The sequence below is a fragment of the uncultured Pseudomonas sp. genome, assembly GCF_943846705.1.
GTDB lineage: Bacteria > Pseudomonadota > Gammaproteobacteria > Pseudomonadales > Pseudomonadaceae > Aquipseudomonas.
Genome location: NZ_OX044366.1, coordinates 2,552,052 through 2,567,259 on the forward strand (window position 1 = coordinate 2,552,052; position 15,208 = coordinate 2,567,259).

The window sequence follows — 15,208 nt, forward strand, 5'->3', positions numbered from 1 at the left end:
TGCATGTCCCATTACCTGCTTGCCATCGACCAGGGCACCACCAGCAGCCGTGCCATTGTGTTCAGCGCCCAAGGGTTGCCGGTGGCGCGCGCGCAGCAGGAGTTCAAGCAGTATTTCCCGCAGGACGGTTGGGTCGAGCATGACGGTGAAGAGCTGTGGCTGAGCACCCTCAAGGTTTGCCGCGAGGCGTTGCAGCAGGGCGGCTTGCAGGCCAGCGATATCGCGGCCATCGGCATCACCAATCAGCGTGAAACCACCCTGGTGTGGGACGCTGTCAGCGGTACGCCGATCCATCCGGCCATCGTCTGGCAGGATCGCCGTACCGCCGATTACTGCGCCGAGCTTAAGGCCGCAGGGCATGAGGCTGCGGTGGCAGCAAAAACTGGCCTGTTGATTGACCCGTATTTCTCGGCGACCAAGCTGCGCTGGATTCTGCACACAGTACCCGGTGCGCGTGAGCGTGCCGAGCGCGGCGAGTTGCGTTTCGGCACCGTGGACTCGTTCTTGCTGTGGCGCCTGACCGGCGGCCAATCGCACAAGACCGATGCCAGCAATGCCTCACGGACCTTGCTGTTCAACATCCATACCCAGCAGTGGGATGAAGACCTGCTCAAGTTATTTGAGATACCGGCCAGCCTGATGCCTGAGGTACTCGATTGTGCGGCCGACTTTGGTGCTACCGAGGCCAGCCTGCTCGGCGCGGCGATTCCGGTACTGGGCATGGCCGGTGACCAGCAGGCGGCGTTGATCGGCCAGGCTTGCTTTGAGCCGGGCATGGTGAAAAGCACCTATGGCACCGGCTGCTTCATGATCCAGAACACCGGTGACACGCCGGTTGCTTCACAAAATCGGCTGCTCACCACCGTCGGTTATCGGCTTAACGGCAAGGTCACCTATGCTGTAGAGGGCAGTATCTTTGTCGCCGGTGCCGCCGTGCAGTGGCTGCGCGACGGCATCAAGCTGATCAGCCATGCCCGCGACACTGAAGCGCTGGCCGAGCAGACCGGCGATGCCTGTGGTGTGTACCTGGTGCCTGCGTTTACCGGGCTCGGTGCGCCGTACTGGGACCCGAAAGCCCGTGGCGCGATTTTTGGTCTGACCCGTGATACCGGGATCAAGGAAATCGTCACTGCTGGCCTGCAGGCGGTGTGCTACCAGACCCGTGACTTGCTCGAAGCCATGCGTCAGGACGGTGCCGCCGAACCCAGTGCGTTGCGTGTGGATGGTGGTATGGTGGAAAACAACTGGGTCATGCAGTTTCTCGCCGACATCTTGGGTGTGCCGGTGGAGCGACCTGAAGTGACCGAAACCACAGCGCTGGGCGTCGCCTATCTGGCGGGGCTGCAAGCCGGGATTTATCAGGACTTGGAAAGTATCGCCCGGCACTGGCATCGCCAGCAGCGTTTCAACCCGCGCATGGCCGATAGCCATCGCAGTACCCTCTATAAAGGCTGGCTGGATGCAGTGAGCAGGGTACGCAGCGAAGCATAAGGGTGATGAAGCGCGGGTTGCCTTCTTTCTCAACGTGGAGATCAGCATGCCGCTGCGTCATCCGCTGGTTATTGCCGGGTTGTTTGGCGCGCTGCTCGGTTATGCCGGGCTGGTAAGGGCCGAGACGGTGCTGATTGCCGGTGATGTCTGGTGTCCGATCAACTGCCAGCCGGGCTCCGAGCGTCCGGGGATCTTCGTTGAGCTGGCGCGGGAGATCTTTGCCGAGTCGGGTATCGAGGTGCAGTATCAGGCGCTGAATTGGTCACGCACCTTGCATCAGGTGCGGCGCGGACAGGTGAACGCGGCAATTGGCGCGGGTGTTGAGGACGCCCCGGATTTTCTTCTGGGTGCTACGCCTGTGGCGTTGGCCCGTAACTGCTTCTTTACGCGGCAGGACTCCACCTGGCGCTTTACCGGTATCGCCTCTCTGGCCGAGCAGCGCCTGGGCATCATCAACGACTACAGCTACGGCGATGAGCTGAATGCCTATATCGCGGCCCACTACCATGACAGTCAGCGTATTCAGGTGGCGGCGGGGGATCTGGCGTTGCCATTACTGCTGGAAAAACTCAGGCGTAAGCGCGTCGATGCCGTGTTGGAAAATACCTGGGTGGTGCAGGCTATGTTGCGCGAGCAGAGGTTAACCAATGAGCTGCGTGAAGCCGGTTGTCGTGCTCCAGATGTGCCGATCTATCTGGCCTTTTCGCCGGCCTTGGCGTCCAGCCCGCGTTATGTCGAACTCTTTGAGCAAGGCTTGCAGCGCTATATAGCCAATGGACGCCTACAGGCGCTGCTGCGCGCCTATGGGGTGGTGGTGCCTTGAGTCGCGGTGTTCTGCGTTCTGCACTGTACGGCTGAAATCACAGGCGGCTGTAGTAGGCACCAGAATCTGCTGTGCGGCATGCTCTGCTGCATCAGCCATCATGAGTACGCCCTATGCAGCTCGACTTTCATCAGGTTGACGCCTTCGCGCAACAAGCCTTCAGCGGCAATCCGGCCATGGTCTATCGCCTCGACAGCTGGCTGGATGAGGCCTTGATGCAGCAGATTGCTGCCGAACATAATCTGGCGGAAACCGCCTTTGTGGTGAAGGAGGGCGCGGTCTGGCATATCCGCTGGTTTACCCCGTCCGCTGAAGTACCGCTGTGCGGCCATGCCACCCTGGCGGCCGCCCATGTGCTGTTTGAACAGTACGGTGAAACCGGCGAGGCAATCGACTTTATCTGTTTGTCTGGCGCGCTACGGGTCAGTCGCGCTGGCAACCAGCTGGTACTGGATTTCCCGGTGCGTCGAGCACGGCCTTGCGAGCTGCGCGCAGAGGTTGAGCAGGTACTGGGTATGTCGGTGCAATGCGTATTGGCCTTGCATGAGGGGCCGGGTATTCAGGAGTTACTGGCGATACTGCCGAGCGAGGCGGCTGTACGGGCTTGTCAGCCCGATTTAGTTGCGCTGGCAACATTGCCGGGGCTGGGGCTGCTGATCAGCGCAGCCGGTGAGCAGCATGATTTCGTCTCGCGCTACTTTGCCCCGGCCATTGGCATCAATGAAGACCCCGTCACCGGCTCGACCCACTGCATCCTCACGCCTTATTGGGTCGAGCAACTCGGCAAGAACGCCCTGAGTGCTTTCCAGTGTTCGCCACGCGGCGGCGAACTGCATTGTGAGCTGGTGGGTGAGCGGGTGAAAATTGTCGGCCAAGCGTTGTTGGTCGCCAGTGGCCGGTTACTCCTGCCGTGAGTGGCTTAGCTGTCGCTGCTGTAGCGGCGCACACCTGATTCGCTGAGGCTGGCCTGCGTGGCAATGCTGCCGGGCACCGCAAACGCCACCAGGTGATCGGCTTCTACGCGAATGCCAACCTGCTGGCCGGGGTGGTGATCGGCGTGGCTGGGGAAGATCGCTTCCAACTGGCTGCCCGTTGGCAGTTGCAGGCGATACAGGGTCGCCGCGCCGAGAAAGGTTTTGCCGACAATTAACGCCTTTTGCGTACTGTCTGGGTCATAAATGATGTCGTCCGGGCGGAGCAGTACGTCCACTGCGCTGCCGACCGGCCAGGTGTAAGCGCGGTTGCCACGAATTAACCCCAGTTCGGTTTGCACGGTGTCAGGGCTGAGCATCTGGCCGCGAATGAAATAGCCCTGGCCGATAAAACTGGCGACGAAGGGCGTTAGCGGCTCGTGGTAGAGGTTGAACGGGGTGTCCCACTGCTCCAGTTTGCCTTCCTTGAACACGCCGACCTGATCGCTCACGGCAAAGGCTTCTTCTTGGTCATGGGTGACCAGAATCGCGCTGGTACCGCGGGCTTTAAGAATGACGCGCACTTCATGGCTTAAGCGGCGGCGCAACTCACCGTCTAGGTTGGAGAAGGGCTCGTCGAGCAGCAGCAGTTGCGGTTCCGGAGCCAAGGCACGGGCCAGGGCGACACGCTGTTGCTGGCCGCCGGACAGCTCATGCGGGTAGCGCTTGCCCAGATGGCTGAGCTTGACCAACTCCAACAGCTCCCCGGTGATGCGCTCGCAATTGGCTTGCTTGCGAATCCCGAAGGCAATGTTCTCCGCCACGCTGAGGTGCGGGAACAGGGCGTAATCCTGAAACACCATGCCGATCCGGCGTTTTTCCGGAGCCAGGGTGTAACCCGCTTTGGAGATGAGCTGATCGGCCAGCTGGATTTCCCCCTCCAGCACCGGCTCGAAACCAGCGATGGCGCGCAGCGTGGTGGTCTTGCCGCAGCCTGACGGGCCGAGCAGGCAGCCGATATCGCCGGCATTCAGGTGCAGGTTAAGGTGCTGCACCACTTTGTGTTCAGGGTAGCCGCAGCTTAGTTCGCGTAGGTTCAGCAGGGCTTGGCTCATGCGTGGTGGTACGCCGGGTCAACCAGAAATTCGAGCAATGCTTTCTGCGCGTGCAGGCGATTTTCCGCCTGATCCCAGGCTGCTGAGCGAGGGTCGTCGAGCAGGTCGAAGCTGATTTCCTCACCGCGGTGCGCCGGCAGGCAGTGCAGGAACAGCACGTCCTCAGCCGCTGCATCGAGCAGGACGCGGGTCACTTGATAGGGTTTGAACTGACGCATGCGTTCGGCGGCTTCTTCTTCCTGGCCCATGGAGGCCCAGACGTCGGTACTGACCACGTGCGCGCCTGCTACGGCCTGCAGTGGGTCGCGCATGACCTGTACGCGCTCACCGGCCAGTGCCAGCAGGCTGGCGCTCGGCTCATAGCCTTCAGGGCAGGCCACACGCAGCTGGAAATCGAACTGAATGGCCGCTTCTATATAGGAGTTGCACATGTTGTTGCCATCGCCGATCCACACCACGGTCTTGCCTTTGATGCTGCCGCGATGCTCCTGATACGTCTGCATGTCGGCCAGCAACTGGCAGGGGTGCAGGTCATCGGACAGGCCGTTGATCACTGGCACACGCGAGTTGGCCGCGAATTCGGTCAGGGTGCTGTGGGCGAAGGTGCGGATCATCACCGCATCGAGCATGCGCGACATGACGATGGCCGCGTCGCCGATCGGCTCGCCGCGGCCCAGCTGAGTATCACGCGGCGACAGGAAGATCGCCTGGCCGCCAAGCTGGATCATGCCGGCTTCGAATGACAGGCGGGTACGCGTCGAGGCTTTCTCGAAAATCATACCCAGGACGCGGTTCTTCAGCGGCTCGAACAATACGCCGCGGTTACGCAAGTCCTTCAGCTCCATACCGCGGCGGATCAGGCTCACCAGTTCATCGGGTGTGCAATCCATCAGCGAGAGAAAGTGTCTTGCGCTCATCGTTAACTACCTTTTGACAGCAGGGCGCAGGTTCAATGGCCTAGTTGAATAGAAGAAACGGCAGAACCTACGGCTGGAGGGCCGCACTATGCGACGAAACGGGGAAGTGAGTGATCTTATAAGCAAATGTCGATCAGGCGCAAATAGCCGACTCGGCTCAGCGCCTGTCTAAGCGCTATCGGCTGACCTGATGCAACTCAATTCACGCAGCGAACCCTGCTGGCGCAGGCTGCCACCTGACGCCATAGTCATGCTTTTGCGATGCGCTGTGCGTCGACTTAAAACAAGAGGCCAGGCCATGACCAAGTCCCTCCATCACCGTGCGTGTCATCTCTGCGAGGCCATCTGTGGCCTGACCATCGAAACAGAAGTACAAAGCGATGGTTCCACGCAGATCCGCTCGATCAAGGGCGATGCCCAGGATACCTTCAGCCGCGGCCATATCTGCCCCAAAGCGGTGGCCCTGCAAGATATTCAGAGTGATCCCGACCGTCTGCGCCAGCCGATGCGCCGCGTGGGTAGCGAGTGGCAGGCGATTGATTGGGGCGAGGCCTTCGCGCTGGTAGCCGAGCGCTTCAGCGCGATTCAGGCGGCACACGGCAAAAACGCTGTGGCGGTGTATCAGGGCAATCCCAGCGTGCATAACTACGGCCTGATGACCCACAGCAATTACTTTCTCGGCCTGTTGAAAACCCGCAACCGCTATTCCGCCACCTCGGTTGATCAGTTACCGCATCACCTGACCAGTCACTTGATGTATGGCCACGGTTTGCTGATTCCGATTCCGGATATCGATCACACTGACTTTATGCTGATTTTGGGCGGCAATCCGCTGGCTTCCAACGGCAGCATCATGACTGTGCCGGATGTGGAGAAACGCCTTAAAGCCATTCAGAAACGCGGCGGCAAGCTGGTAGTAGTTGACCCGCGCCGCAGTGAAACCGCCGCGATTGCCGACCAGCACGTGTTCGTGCGGCCGGGGCAGGATGCCGCGCTGTTGTTCGGCCTGCTTAACACCCTGTTTGAGGAAGACCTCGGCCGTAGCAGCCATTTGGCGATAGATGGGCTGGATCAGGTGCGTCAGGCCATCGCCGGCTTTACTGCTGAAACCATGAGCACCCGCTGCGGGGTGCCGGCGCAGGTGATCCGTCAGTTGGCGCGGGACTTTGCCGCTGCCGAATCGGCGGTGTGCTACGGCCGTATGGGCGTTTCGACCCAGGCGTTCGGCACCTTGTGTCAGTGGCTGGTGCAACTGATCAACCTGGTCACAGGCAACGTCGACCGGGTGGGCGGTGTGCTTTGTACTGAGCCGGCTGTGGACATGGTGGCGTCGACCTCTGGCGGCAACTTCAACCGCTGGCAGAGTCGCGTATCCGGCTTGCCGGAGTACGGCGGTGAGTTGCCGGTATCCGCCCTGGCTGAGGAAATGCTCACTGAGGGCGAAGGGCAGGTGCGCGCCCTGGTGACGGTGGCCGGCAACCCGGTGCTGTCGACACCCAATGGGCGTCAGTTGGAGCAGGCGCTAGATGGCCTGGAGTTTATGCTCAGCATCGACTTCTATATCAATGAAACCACCCGTTATGCCGACCTGATCCTGCCGCCAACCGGGCCGCTGGAGCATGATCACTACGACACCACCTTTAATATGTTCGCCGTGCGCAATGTCACCCGCTTTAACGAAGCGGTTTTGGCCAAGCCAGTGGGCGCGCTGCATGATTGGGAAATTTTCGTCGGCCTGGCCAAGGCTTTTGCCGGCAAGAATGGCCTGGAGCTCAAGCCGACCATGGCGCCTGAACAGATGATCGACATGGGTCTGCGTGCCGGTGCCTATGGCGATAAATCGGAACATAAACTGTCTCTGGCTACGCTGCGCGAACACCCGCACGGTCTCGACCTGGGCGCACTCAAGCCGAACCTGGTCGGGCGCCTGAAAACCATCAATCAGCAGGTGCAGGCTGCGCCGGCGGTGATCATGGCCGACCTGCAACGCTTTGCCGAACAACCAGCGGTCAAGGCCGACGAGCTACTGCTGATTGGCCGCCGCCATGTGCGCAGCAATAACTCCTGGATGCATAACTACCATCGCCTGGTTAAAGGCAAACCGCGCCATCAGCTGTTGATGCACCCGGCAGACCTGAGCCTGCGTGGGCTGATAGATGGTCAACGAGTGCGCGTGCGTTCGCGGGTTGGGGTGATTGAGGTCGAGGTCGCCGCCAGCGACGAGATGATGGCCGGCGTGGTCAGCCTGCCGCATGGCTGGGGCCATGCGCGGCCTGGCGTACAGATGAGCATTGCCAGCGCGCAACCGGGTGCCAGCGCCAATGACCTGACCGATGAACGGCAACTCGACAGCCTGTCCGGTAATGCCGCGCTGAATGGTGTGCCGGTGCAGGTGGAGGCGGCCTGACGCGCACCGTTTAGGTTACGCACGCGACAGGGAAGGCCGAGCATTACGCTCGGCTTTTCGCTACAATGCGCCACCGCGCCGACCCGTGAGTCGGAAAGTTAAGTCCTGAGGTGCCCAATGGATATCATCGAAACCATCAAAGAGCAGATCGCCGCTAACACCGTTCTGCTGTACATGAAAGGCTCGCCGAACGCTCCGCAGTGCGGCTTTTCTTCCAAGGCTGCGCAGGCTGTGATGGCTTGTGGCGAGAAGTTCGCCTACGTCGACATCCTGCAGAACCCGGAAATCCGCGCCAATCTGCCGAAGTACGCCAACTGGCCAACTTTCCCGCAACTGTGGGTTGGCGGTGAGCTGGTCGGCGGTAGCGATATCATGGCGGAAATGTTCGACAAGGGTGAGCTGCAGACCCTGATCAAAGAGGCTGTGCAGAAAGCCGACGCGTAAGCCGACGCTGCATAAACAACAAACCCCGCCAAGTGCGGGGTTTGTTGTTTATGGCGTGGGCGTTTATTCGTCCATCTGCGACTGCAGGTAGTTCTGCAGGCCGACCGAGTTGATCAAGCTGAGCTGAGTTTCCAGCCAGTCGATGTGCTCCTCCTCGGAGCAGAGGATGTCTTCCAGCATTTCGCGGCTGGCGTAATCGCCGACGCTTTCGCAGTAGGCAATTGCCGCTTTCAGATCAATCAGCGCCTTGTGTTCGATCTTCAGGTCGCACTCAAGCATTTCCTGAGTGTTTTCACCGATCAGGATCTTGCCGAGGTCTTGCAGGTTCGGCAGGCCCTCAAGGAACAGGATGCGCTTGATTAGCTTGTCCGCATGCTTCATCTCGTCGATGGACTCGTGGTACTCGTGCTCACCGAGTTTCTTCAGGCCCCAGTCCTCATACATGCGCGCATGCAGGAAGTACTGGTTGATCGCGACCAGCTCGTTACCGAGGATCTTGTTCAGATGCTGAATGACTTTCTTGTCGCCTTTCATGTCTGCGTCTGCCTTGCAGGGGAGTTAGCACCTGATTCTGGGCTGCAGGTTTTTTACTGTCAAACCTAAGTGCCTGAATTAAAAGTTGAAATTAATCTGAGTAAGAACGCTTTCGTTCTGCATCTGGGTGCTAACGCGTTGAATTGCGAACATAAAAAAACCGGACGCTAGGTCCGGTTCTTCACTGCACGTTCAATCAGGCGGCAACAAAGTTTGCCGGGTAGGCCATGGCGGCCTGGCTGCTTTGCACGTCGCTCAAGGTTTCGCGTACCACTTGCTTGGCCAGGCAGGCGCATTTGCCGCATTGGCTGGCAACCCCGAGGGTCGCGCGGACATCACGGTAGCTGCAGCAGCCTTCATAAATGGCTTCGCGGATCTGACCGTCAGTAACACCTTCGCAGAGACAGACGTACATGATTAAGGCTCGTGGCAGGGCAGTGGTTGATGCGAAGGATACTAATGCTAATGAGAATGCTTGTCAAAGATGACTGTCGTTGACTGACAGGCGGTGGTCGCTGGCCTGTCAGTTCGGGCTGCTGCTTACGGGGGCGTGCCCCGGCGGGTGTTTCGAACTTGCCGCAGAGCAGCGTCAGAGCCTGGTTGCAGAGGAAGAGTCGCAACCTAGCGTCACAACACAATCGTTACGCTGGCGTGTCTGTTGCCGGGCTGGGCGGCAAACGCCCGCGCATGATTGCCGCTTGCCTGTCCGCAGGCGGAAAGCGCTTGCCGCTTTGCCGCGTTCCGCGCCTTTATTGTTAGTTAAGTTATTGATAAATAGATAAAAAATAAAATGGCACAGGCTTTGCTTGTGGTCTTGCACGGAAAACAGCAACGCCAACTGGCAAAGGTTTCTGACCATGAGCATCAGTTTCGATCGGGCACTCGGCATTCATGAAAAAGCTCTCGGCTTTCGCACCCAGCGTGCCGAGGTGCTGGCCAACAACATTGCCAACGCAGACACGCCTAATTTCAAAGCGCGTGACCTGCAGTTCGCCAGTGTATTAGCCGAGCAAAGCGCTCAGGGCCAGCGCGGCGCGGCCAGCCTGAATCGAACCAATAGTCAGCATATTCCTGCTGATGGCGTGACGCTCAGCGATGCCAGCCTGGCGTATCGCACGCCGATGCAGGCCTCGATTGATCAGAACACCGTCGACCTGCAAATCGAACAATCCAACTACGCAGAGAACTCGGTGCAGTTCCAAGCCAGTTTCACTCTGCTCAACAGCAAATTCAAAGGGCTGGTCAGCGCCCTGCGCGGCGATTAATAGGAGCCTGAAGCCATGTCACTTACCAGTGTTTTCAACATCGCCGGAATGGGTATGAGCGCCCAGAGCACTCGCCTGAACACCATCTCCAGCAACATCGCCAACGCCGAGACGGTTTCCTCGAGCATTGATCAGACTTACCGCGCGCGTCATCCGGTGTTCGCCACCGTGTACCAGTCAGCGCAAGACGGTGGTCGTGGCTCGTTGTTCGCCGATCAGGACAATGCCGGTGCCGGCGTCCAGGTGCTGGGAGTGGTCGAAGATCAAAGCAGCCTGGTGCCACGCTATGAGCCCAACCACCCAGCGGCCGATGAGGGCGGTTATGTCTACTACCCCAACGTCAATGTGGTGGAGGAAATGGCCGACATGATTTCCGCCAGTCGGGCTTTCCAGACCAACACCGAAATGATGAACACCGCCAAGCAAATGATGCAGCGCGTATTGACCCTAGGTCAGTAAGCCGTCGGATAAGGAGCGCAGGGTTATGAGCACGATTGGCGATGTCAGCGGTACGGCGCTGGACCAATACCAGATCAAGCAGGGCAGCAGTCAGAACAAGGAACTCGGCAAAAACGAGTTTCTTAATTTGCTGGTGGCCCAGTTGAATAACCAGAACCCGCTTGAGCCGCAGGGCAATGGTGAGTTTATCGCTCAGCTGGCGCAGTTCAGCCAGGTTGAAGGCATCGAGAAACTCAACACCAGCATGGGCTCCTTGGTCAGTGGCTATCAGTCTTCCCAAGCGCTGCAGGCGTCTTCGCTGGTCGGGCGTAAGGTCATCGTGCCGACGGACAAGGCGGTGGTCGACACCAGCGAGAGCTTTAAAGCCAGTCTGGTTTTGCCGGCTAGCAGCAGCAACGTCTACGTCAATATTTACGACAAGTCAGGTTCGGCAGTAAGCCGAGTCAACTTGGGCGATCAGGCCGCCGGTAACGTCAGCTTTATCTGGGATGGTAAGGACTCCAGCGGCAATCTGTTGCCGCCCGGCACCTATAAGTTCGAGGCACAAGCTACTTATGCTGAAGGCACCAAGGGGCTTTACACCATGCTGCCGGCTAACGTCGACAGCGTCACCCTAGGCGGCAGCGAGTTGATGTTGAACCTGGCAGGGCTTGGCAGCGTGCCTATGTCGCAAGTACAGGTTATCGGTCAGTAACTAACGGTTTTAGCCGCCGGCTGTCCGGCAAAGGAGTCTTCCATGAGTTTCAACATAGGGCTTAGCGGTCTGCGTTCCGCAACCAGCGACCTCAACGTGACCGGTAACAACATCGCCAACGCCGGTACGGCAGGCTTTAAGCAGTCGCGTGCAGAGTTTGCCGATGTGTACTCGGCTTCGGTGAACGGTATGGGTAAAAACGCGATTGGCAGCGGCGTAATGTTGAGCAGCGTTTCGCAGTTGTTCAATCAGGGCAATATCAACAACACACAAAATGCTCTGGATCTGGCGATCAACGGTAACGGTTTCTTCCAGACCAGCAACAACGGTGACGTTAGTTATACCCGAGCCGGCTACTTCGGCACTGACCGTGATGGTTTTATGGTCAATAACTTTGGCTACAAGCTGCAGGGCTATGCCGTCGATGGTAATGGCAACCTGCAGAATGGCGTGATCAACGACCTGCGCATTGAGACTGCGAGCCAATCGCCGAAGGCGACCACGACGTTGGATCAAACCTACAATCTGAACTCGACCAATAAGGTGCCTACAGCCTGGCAGGGGGCTTATGACAATACGATTCAGACTGCTTATGACACTGCTTACAGTACCTCTATTCTTTCAGCTGCTGATCCCGCTAACCCAACTCCTGCAGAAATAGCTGCTGCTGAAGGAGCTGGTCAAGCAGCTGCTTCTAACCCTACAACCATTTCGAACGCTCGGTTGGCCGCCAATAACACCTTCAATCCAGCTGACCCGACCACTTACAACTCGTCCACGTCTACCAATGTCTACGACACCCAGGGCAATGCCCATGTGCTCAGCCAGTATTTCGTTAAGACCGGTGCCAACGAATGGCAGATGAATGTGTTGATTGACGGTCGAAATCCGGCTGAACCAGGCTCAACTGTGCCGTACTCAATGGGCGTGGGTTTTACCCCTAGTGGCCAGTTAGACCCGACCAAATTAGTCTCTGGTGACTATGATGGTGCCGCCGGCCCTAGCGCAGCAGATTTCACTATTGACCCCACTGGGCGGTTCACTGTCAATGGCTGGAGACCTGCCGCCCCAGACAACTCTGTTCCGCCCGTTTGGTCGGGTAATGGTGCAAATGCCGATCCCGCTGGGATTTTGGTTGATATGCGTAGCTCCACTCAGTTCTCCAGCACCTTCGCGGTCAACAGCGTCAGCCAGGATGGCTACACCACCGGCCAGCTGGCAGGCCTGGAAATTGACGACACCGGGGTGATCTTTGCCCGTTACACCAATGGTCAATCCAAAGTGCAGGGGCAGGTAATTCTGGCTAACTTTGCCAACACGCAAGGGCTGACGCCCGTGGGTAAAACGGCCTGGGTGCAGTCCTTTGCTTCCGGCGAACCGGTTGTTGGTACGCCGCGCAGCGGGACCCTGGGGGCTCTGCAATCTGGCGCCCTGGAAGACTCCAACGTCGAGCTGTCCGATCAGCTGGTCAACCTGATCGTTGCTCAGCGCAACTACCAGGCCAACGCCAAAACCATCGAAACCGAGAGTGCGATTACCCAGACCATTATCAACCTGCGTTAATACGCTCGCTTGCGGCAGGCGAGTGTCTGTCGCAGGCGGCAAAAATACGCCACTGCATTTTTTAAAAGGCTCCTTGAAGGAGTCTTTTTTATTTTTAAATTCATACTTATCAATGGCTTGTGATTGTTTTTCGAATGCTGGCATAGCCCTTGCTTTGTAGCTTGCATAGAGCAACGGCGACACGCCCATCTCGGAGAATAACCATGGATAAGATGCTGTACGTTTCGATGACTGGGGCCCACAACACCACCCTGGCCCAGCGTGCACACGCCAACAACCTGGCCAACATCAGCACCAATGGCTTTCGCCGGGATTTTGAACAGGCGCGCTCGATGCCGGTTTTTGGTGACGGTTTACCGTCGCGGGTTTTTGCCATGAGTGAGCGCCCCGGTACGGATTTCACCCCTGGCTCGCTACAGGAAACCGGCCGCGATCTGGATGTGGCGGTGGGTGGCAAAGGCTGGTTGGCCGTGCAGGCTCCCGACGGCACTGAAGCCTACGTGCGCACCGCCAGCTTGAACGTCGATTCCCTCGGTGTGCTGCGCACCGGCAACGGCTTGCCGGTGATGGGCAACGCCGGGCCGATTGCAGTGCCGCCCGAGCAGAAAATCGAAATCGGCAAAGACGGCACCATCAGCATTCGTGCCCTCGGTGAGGCGCCAAACGTATTGGCTGAGGTTGACCGCTTGAAGCTGGTCAATCCCGATCTCAAGCAGATGGAGAAGGGTGAAGACGGCTTGGTTCGCTTCAAGGGCCAGGGCCCGGTACTGGCGGATGCCACGACGGAAATTACCTCGGGCTTTCTTGAGTCCAGCAACGTCAACGCCGTGGAAGAGATGACCGCGATCCTCTCGCTGTCCCGCCAGTTCGAATTACAAGTGAAGATGATGCGCACCGCCGAAGACAATTCGGCGGCCATGGCGCGCGTCTTGCAGATGACCTAATTACCAGCACGCGGCGTCGGTAACGCGACGCCCGAGGAGAATCGATATGCTTCCGGCACTGTGGGTCAGCAAGACGGGTTTGTCCGCTCAGGACATGAACCTGACCACCATTTCCAACAACCTGGCCAACGTCTCGACCACCGGCTTTAAGCGTGATCGCGCCGAGTTTGAAGACCTGCTGTACCAGATCCGCCGTCAACCCGGCGGTCAAACCAGCCAGGACAGCCAACTGCCAACCGGCCTGCAATTGGGTACCGGTGTGCGCGTGGTCGGCACGCAGAAAATCTTCACCGCCGGCAGCCTGCAAACCACCGAGCAGCCGCTGGATATGGCGATTAACGGCCGCGGCTTCTTCCAGGTGTTGCTGCCGGACGGCACGGTGTCATACAGCCGCGACGGTAGCTTTCATCTGAACTCCGATGGCCAGGTGGTGACCTCTAACGGTTATGCCTTGGAGCCAGCCATTGTCCTGCCCAATGAAGTGCGCACCTTTACCGTGGGTGAAGACGGCACGGTGTCGGTGACCACGGCCGGCAGCCCGCAGCCGCAGATCGTCGGCAACCTGCAAACCGCTGACTTCATTAATCCGGCGGGGCTGGAAGCCATCGGCAATAACCTGTTCCTGGAGACCGCTTCCAGTGGCGCGCCGCAAGTCGGCACGCCCGGTTTGAACGGCCTGGGCACCACCCTGCAAAACACCCTGGAAAACTCCAACGTCAGCGTGGTCGAGGAATTGGTGAACATGATCACCACCCAGCGCGCCTACGAAATGAACTCCAAGGTCATTTCCACCGCGGACCAGATGCTCGGCTTTATTTCGCAGAATCTTTAATGGCGTAGGGTGGGTTAGACGCGAAGCGGCGTAACCCACCAAGGTATTCACCCCGCAGAATGCAACATCTGAGGTAATCGATATGAACCGGCTGATCATCCTAAGTGCACTGCTTGGCCCCCTGGCTTTGAGCGGCTGCATGGCGCCCGCGCCTAAGCCGGACGATCCCTATTACGCCCCGGTCATGCCGCGCACGCCTTTGCCAGCCGCGCAAAATAATGGCTCGATTTACCAGGCCGGTTTTGAGAATGGCCTGTTCAGTGATCGCAAGGCTTATCGGGTGGGCGACATCATCACCATCACCCTGAATGAGCGCACCCAGGCCAGCAAGAACAGCACCAGTAAAGTCAGCAAAGACAGCTCGGCCAACCTCGGCGTGCCGAATCTATTTGGCATGGCCGTGTCGCCGAAAAACCCGCTGGCTTCCATCGGTGCGCTGGGCATGACCAATGACACCCTGGGCCTGGATGCCAGCTTCGATGCCTCGCGTTCGGCTGACGGTTCGGGAGCCGCTGGGCAGAGCAACAGCCTCACCGGTTCGATTACCGTCTCGGTGGCCGAAGTGATGCCCAACGGTATTTTGCTGGTGCGCGGCGAGAAGTGGATGACCCTCAATACCGGCGACGAGCTGGTGCGCATTGCCGGTCTGGTGCGCGCCGATGACATTGCCACCGACAACACCGTGTCTTCGACCCGCATCGCTGACGCTCGCATCACCTACTCGGGTACGGGTGCCTTTGCTGATGCCTCGCAGCCGGGTTGGATGAGCCGTTTCTTTCTTAGCCCTATGTGGCCGTTCTAAGGATGGT

At 58.7% G+C, this 15,208-nt stretch carries 16 protein-coding genes; 12 read left to right on the top strand and 4 right to left on the bottom strand.

Annotation, left to right across the window (positions count from 1 at the left end; all coding sequences use genetic code 11):
- The first annotated feature begins 3 nt into the window (after positions 1-3).
- From glpK to Q0V31_RS12035, 3 genes are all read left to right on the top strand, one after another.
- Positions 4-1,491, top strand: a complete 1,488-nt coding sequence (glpK, locus tag Q0V31_RS12025; protein ID WP_298187990.1) for a glycerol kinase GlpK — start codon at positions 4-6, stop codon at positions 1,489-1,491.
- A gap of 46 nt (positions 1,492-1,537) precedes the next feature.
- Positions 1,538-2,314 (top strand): transporter substrate-binding domain-containing protein, encoded by a 777-nt coding sequence (locus Q0V31_RS12030; RefSeq protein WP_298187992.1) that lies wholly within the window; start codon positions 1,538-1,540, stop codon positions 2,312-2,314.
- A gap of 113 nt (positions 2,315-2,427) precedes the next feature.
- On the top strand, positions 2,428-3,228 hold the full coding sequence (locus tag Q0V31_RS12035) for a PhzF family phenazine biosynthesis protein (protein ID WP_298187994.1): 801 nt from the start codon (positions 2,428-2,430) through the stop codon (positions 3,226-3,228).
- Positions 3,229-3,233: 5 nt separating this feature from the next.
- On the opposite strand, the gene Q0V31_RS12040 is transcribed toward Q0V31_RS12035, so the two are convergent.
- The gene (locus Q0V31_RS12040) at positions 3,234-4,340 is read right to left on the bottom strand and encodes an ABC transporter ATP-binding protein (protein WP_298187996.1); all 1,107 of its coding nucleotides are present in this window, start codon (positions 4,338-4,340) and stop codon (positions 3,234-3,236) included.
- A complete protein-coding gene (gene argF, locus Q0V31_RS12045) occupies positions 4,337-5,257 on the bottom strand; it encodes an ornithine carbamoyltransferase (protein ID WP_298187998.1) in 921 nt (306 codons plus the stop codon). The genes Q0V31_RS12040 and argF overlap by 4 nt, the downstream gene beginning before the upstream one ends.
- 298 nt (positions 5,258-5,555) lie before the next feature.
- On the opposite strand from argF, the gene Q0V31_RS12050 reads away from it, so the two are divergent.
- Both Q0V31_RS12050 and grxD read left to right on the top strand, forming a co-directional pair.
- Positions 5,556-7,664, top strand: coding sequence for a molybdopterin oxidoreductase family protein (locus Q0V31_RS12050; protein ID WP_298188000.1), 2,109 nt, complete (start codon positions 5,556-5,558; stop codon positions 7,662-7,664).
- Positions 7,665-7,781: 117 nt separating this feature from the next.
- The gene (grxD, locus tag Q0V31_RS12055) at positions 7,782-8,108 is read left to right on the top strand and encodes a Grx4 family monothiol glutaredoxin (protein WP_298188002.1); all 327 of its coding nucleotides are present in this window, start codon (positions 7,782-7,784) and stop codon (positions 8,106-8,108) included.
- 63 nt (positions 8,109-8,171) lie between these two features.
- Here grxD and bfr read toward each other — a convergent pair whose 3' ends face one another.
- Positions 8,172-8,642 carry a bacterioferritin gene (gene bfr / locus Q0V31_RS12060; protein ID WP_298188004.1) on the bottom strand — a complete coding sequence of 157 codons (471 nt, stop codon included), beginning with the start codon at positions 8,640-8,642 and terminating at the stop codon, positions 8,172-8,174.
- A 196-nt stretch (positions 8,643-8,838) separates the two neighbouring features.
- Positions 8,839-9,057: a bacterioferritin-associated ferredoxin gene (locus Q0V31_RS12065; protein WP_298188006.1), complete on the bottom strand. Its 219-nt coding sequence runs from the start codon at positions 9,055-9,057 to the stop codon at positions 8,839-8,841.
- A gap of 442 nt (positions 9,058-9,499) precedes the next feature.
- Here Q0V31_RS12065 and flgB point away from each other — a divergent pair, with 442 nt between their 5' ends.
- From flgB to flgH, 7 genes are all read left to right on the top strand, one after another.
- Entirely contained in the window at positions 9,500-9,907 is a 408-nt protein-coding gene (gene flgB / locus Q0V31_RS12070; protein ID WP_298188008.1) for a flagellar basal body rod protein FlgB, read from the top strand.
- A 15-nt stretch (positions 9,908-9,922) separates the two neighbouring features.
- Positions 9,923-10,366, top strand: a complete 444-nt coding sequence (flgC, locus tag Q0V31_RS12075) for a flagellar basal body rod protein FlgC (protein ID WP_298188010.1) — start codon at positions 9,923-9,925, stop codon at positions 10,364-10,366.
- A gap of 25 nt (positions 10,367-10,391) precedes the next feature.
- A complete protein-coding gene (gene flgD / locus Q0V31_RS12080; RefSeq protein WP_298188011.1) occupies positions 10,392-11,060 on the top strand; it encodes a flagellar hook assembly protein FlgD in 669 nt (222 codons plus the stop codon).
- A 42-nt stretch (positions 11,061-11,102) separates the two neighbouring features.
- Entirely contained in the window at positions 11,103-12,623 is a 1,521-nt protein-coding gene (locus Q0V31_RS12085) for a flagellar hook protein FlgE (protein ID WP_298188013.1), read from the top strand.
- A gap of 203 nt (positions 12,624-12,826) precedes the next feature.
- Positions 12,827-13,567: a flagellar basal body rod protein FlgF gene (locus tag Q0V31_RS12090; RefSeq protein ID WP_298188017.1), complete on the top strand. Its 741-nt coding sequence runs from the start codon at positions 12,827-12,829 to the stop codon at positions 13,565-13,567.
- Positions 13,568-13,613: 46 nt separating this feature from the next.
- Positions 13,614-14,399 (top strand): flagellar basal-body rod protein FlgG, encoded by a 786-nt coding sequence (gene flgG / locus Q0V31_RS12095; RefSeq protein ID WP_298188018.1) that lies wholly within the window; start codon positions 13,614-13,616, stop codon positions 14,397-14,399.
- Between the two features lie 82 nt (positions 14,400-14,481).
- Positions 14,482-15,201 (top strand): flagellar basal body L-ring protein FlgH, encoded by a 720-nt coding sequence (gene flgH / locus Q0V31_RS12100; RefSeq protein WP_298188020.1) that lies wholly within the window; start codon positions 14,482-14,484, stop codon positions 15,199-15,201.
- Positions 15,202-15,208: the final 7 nt, after the last annotated feature.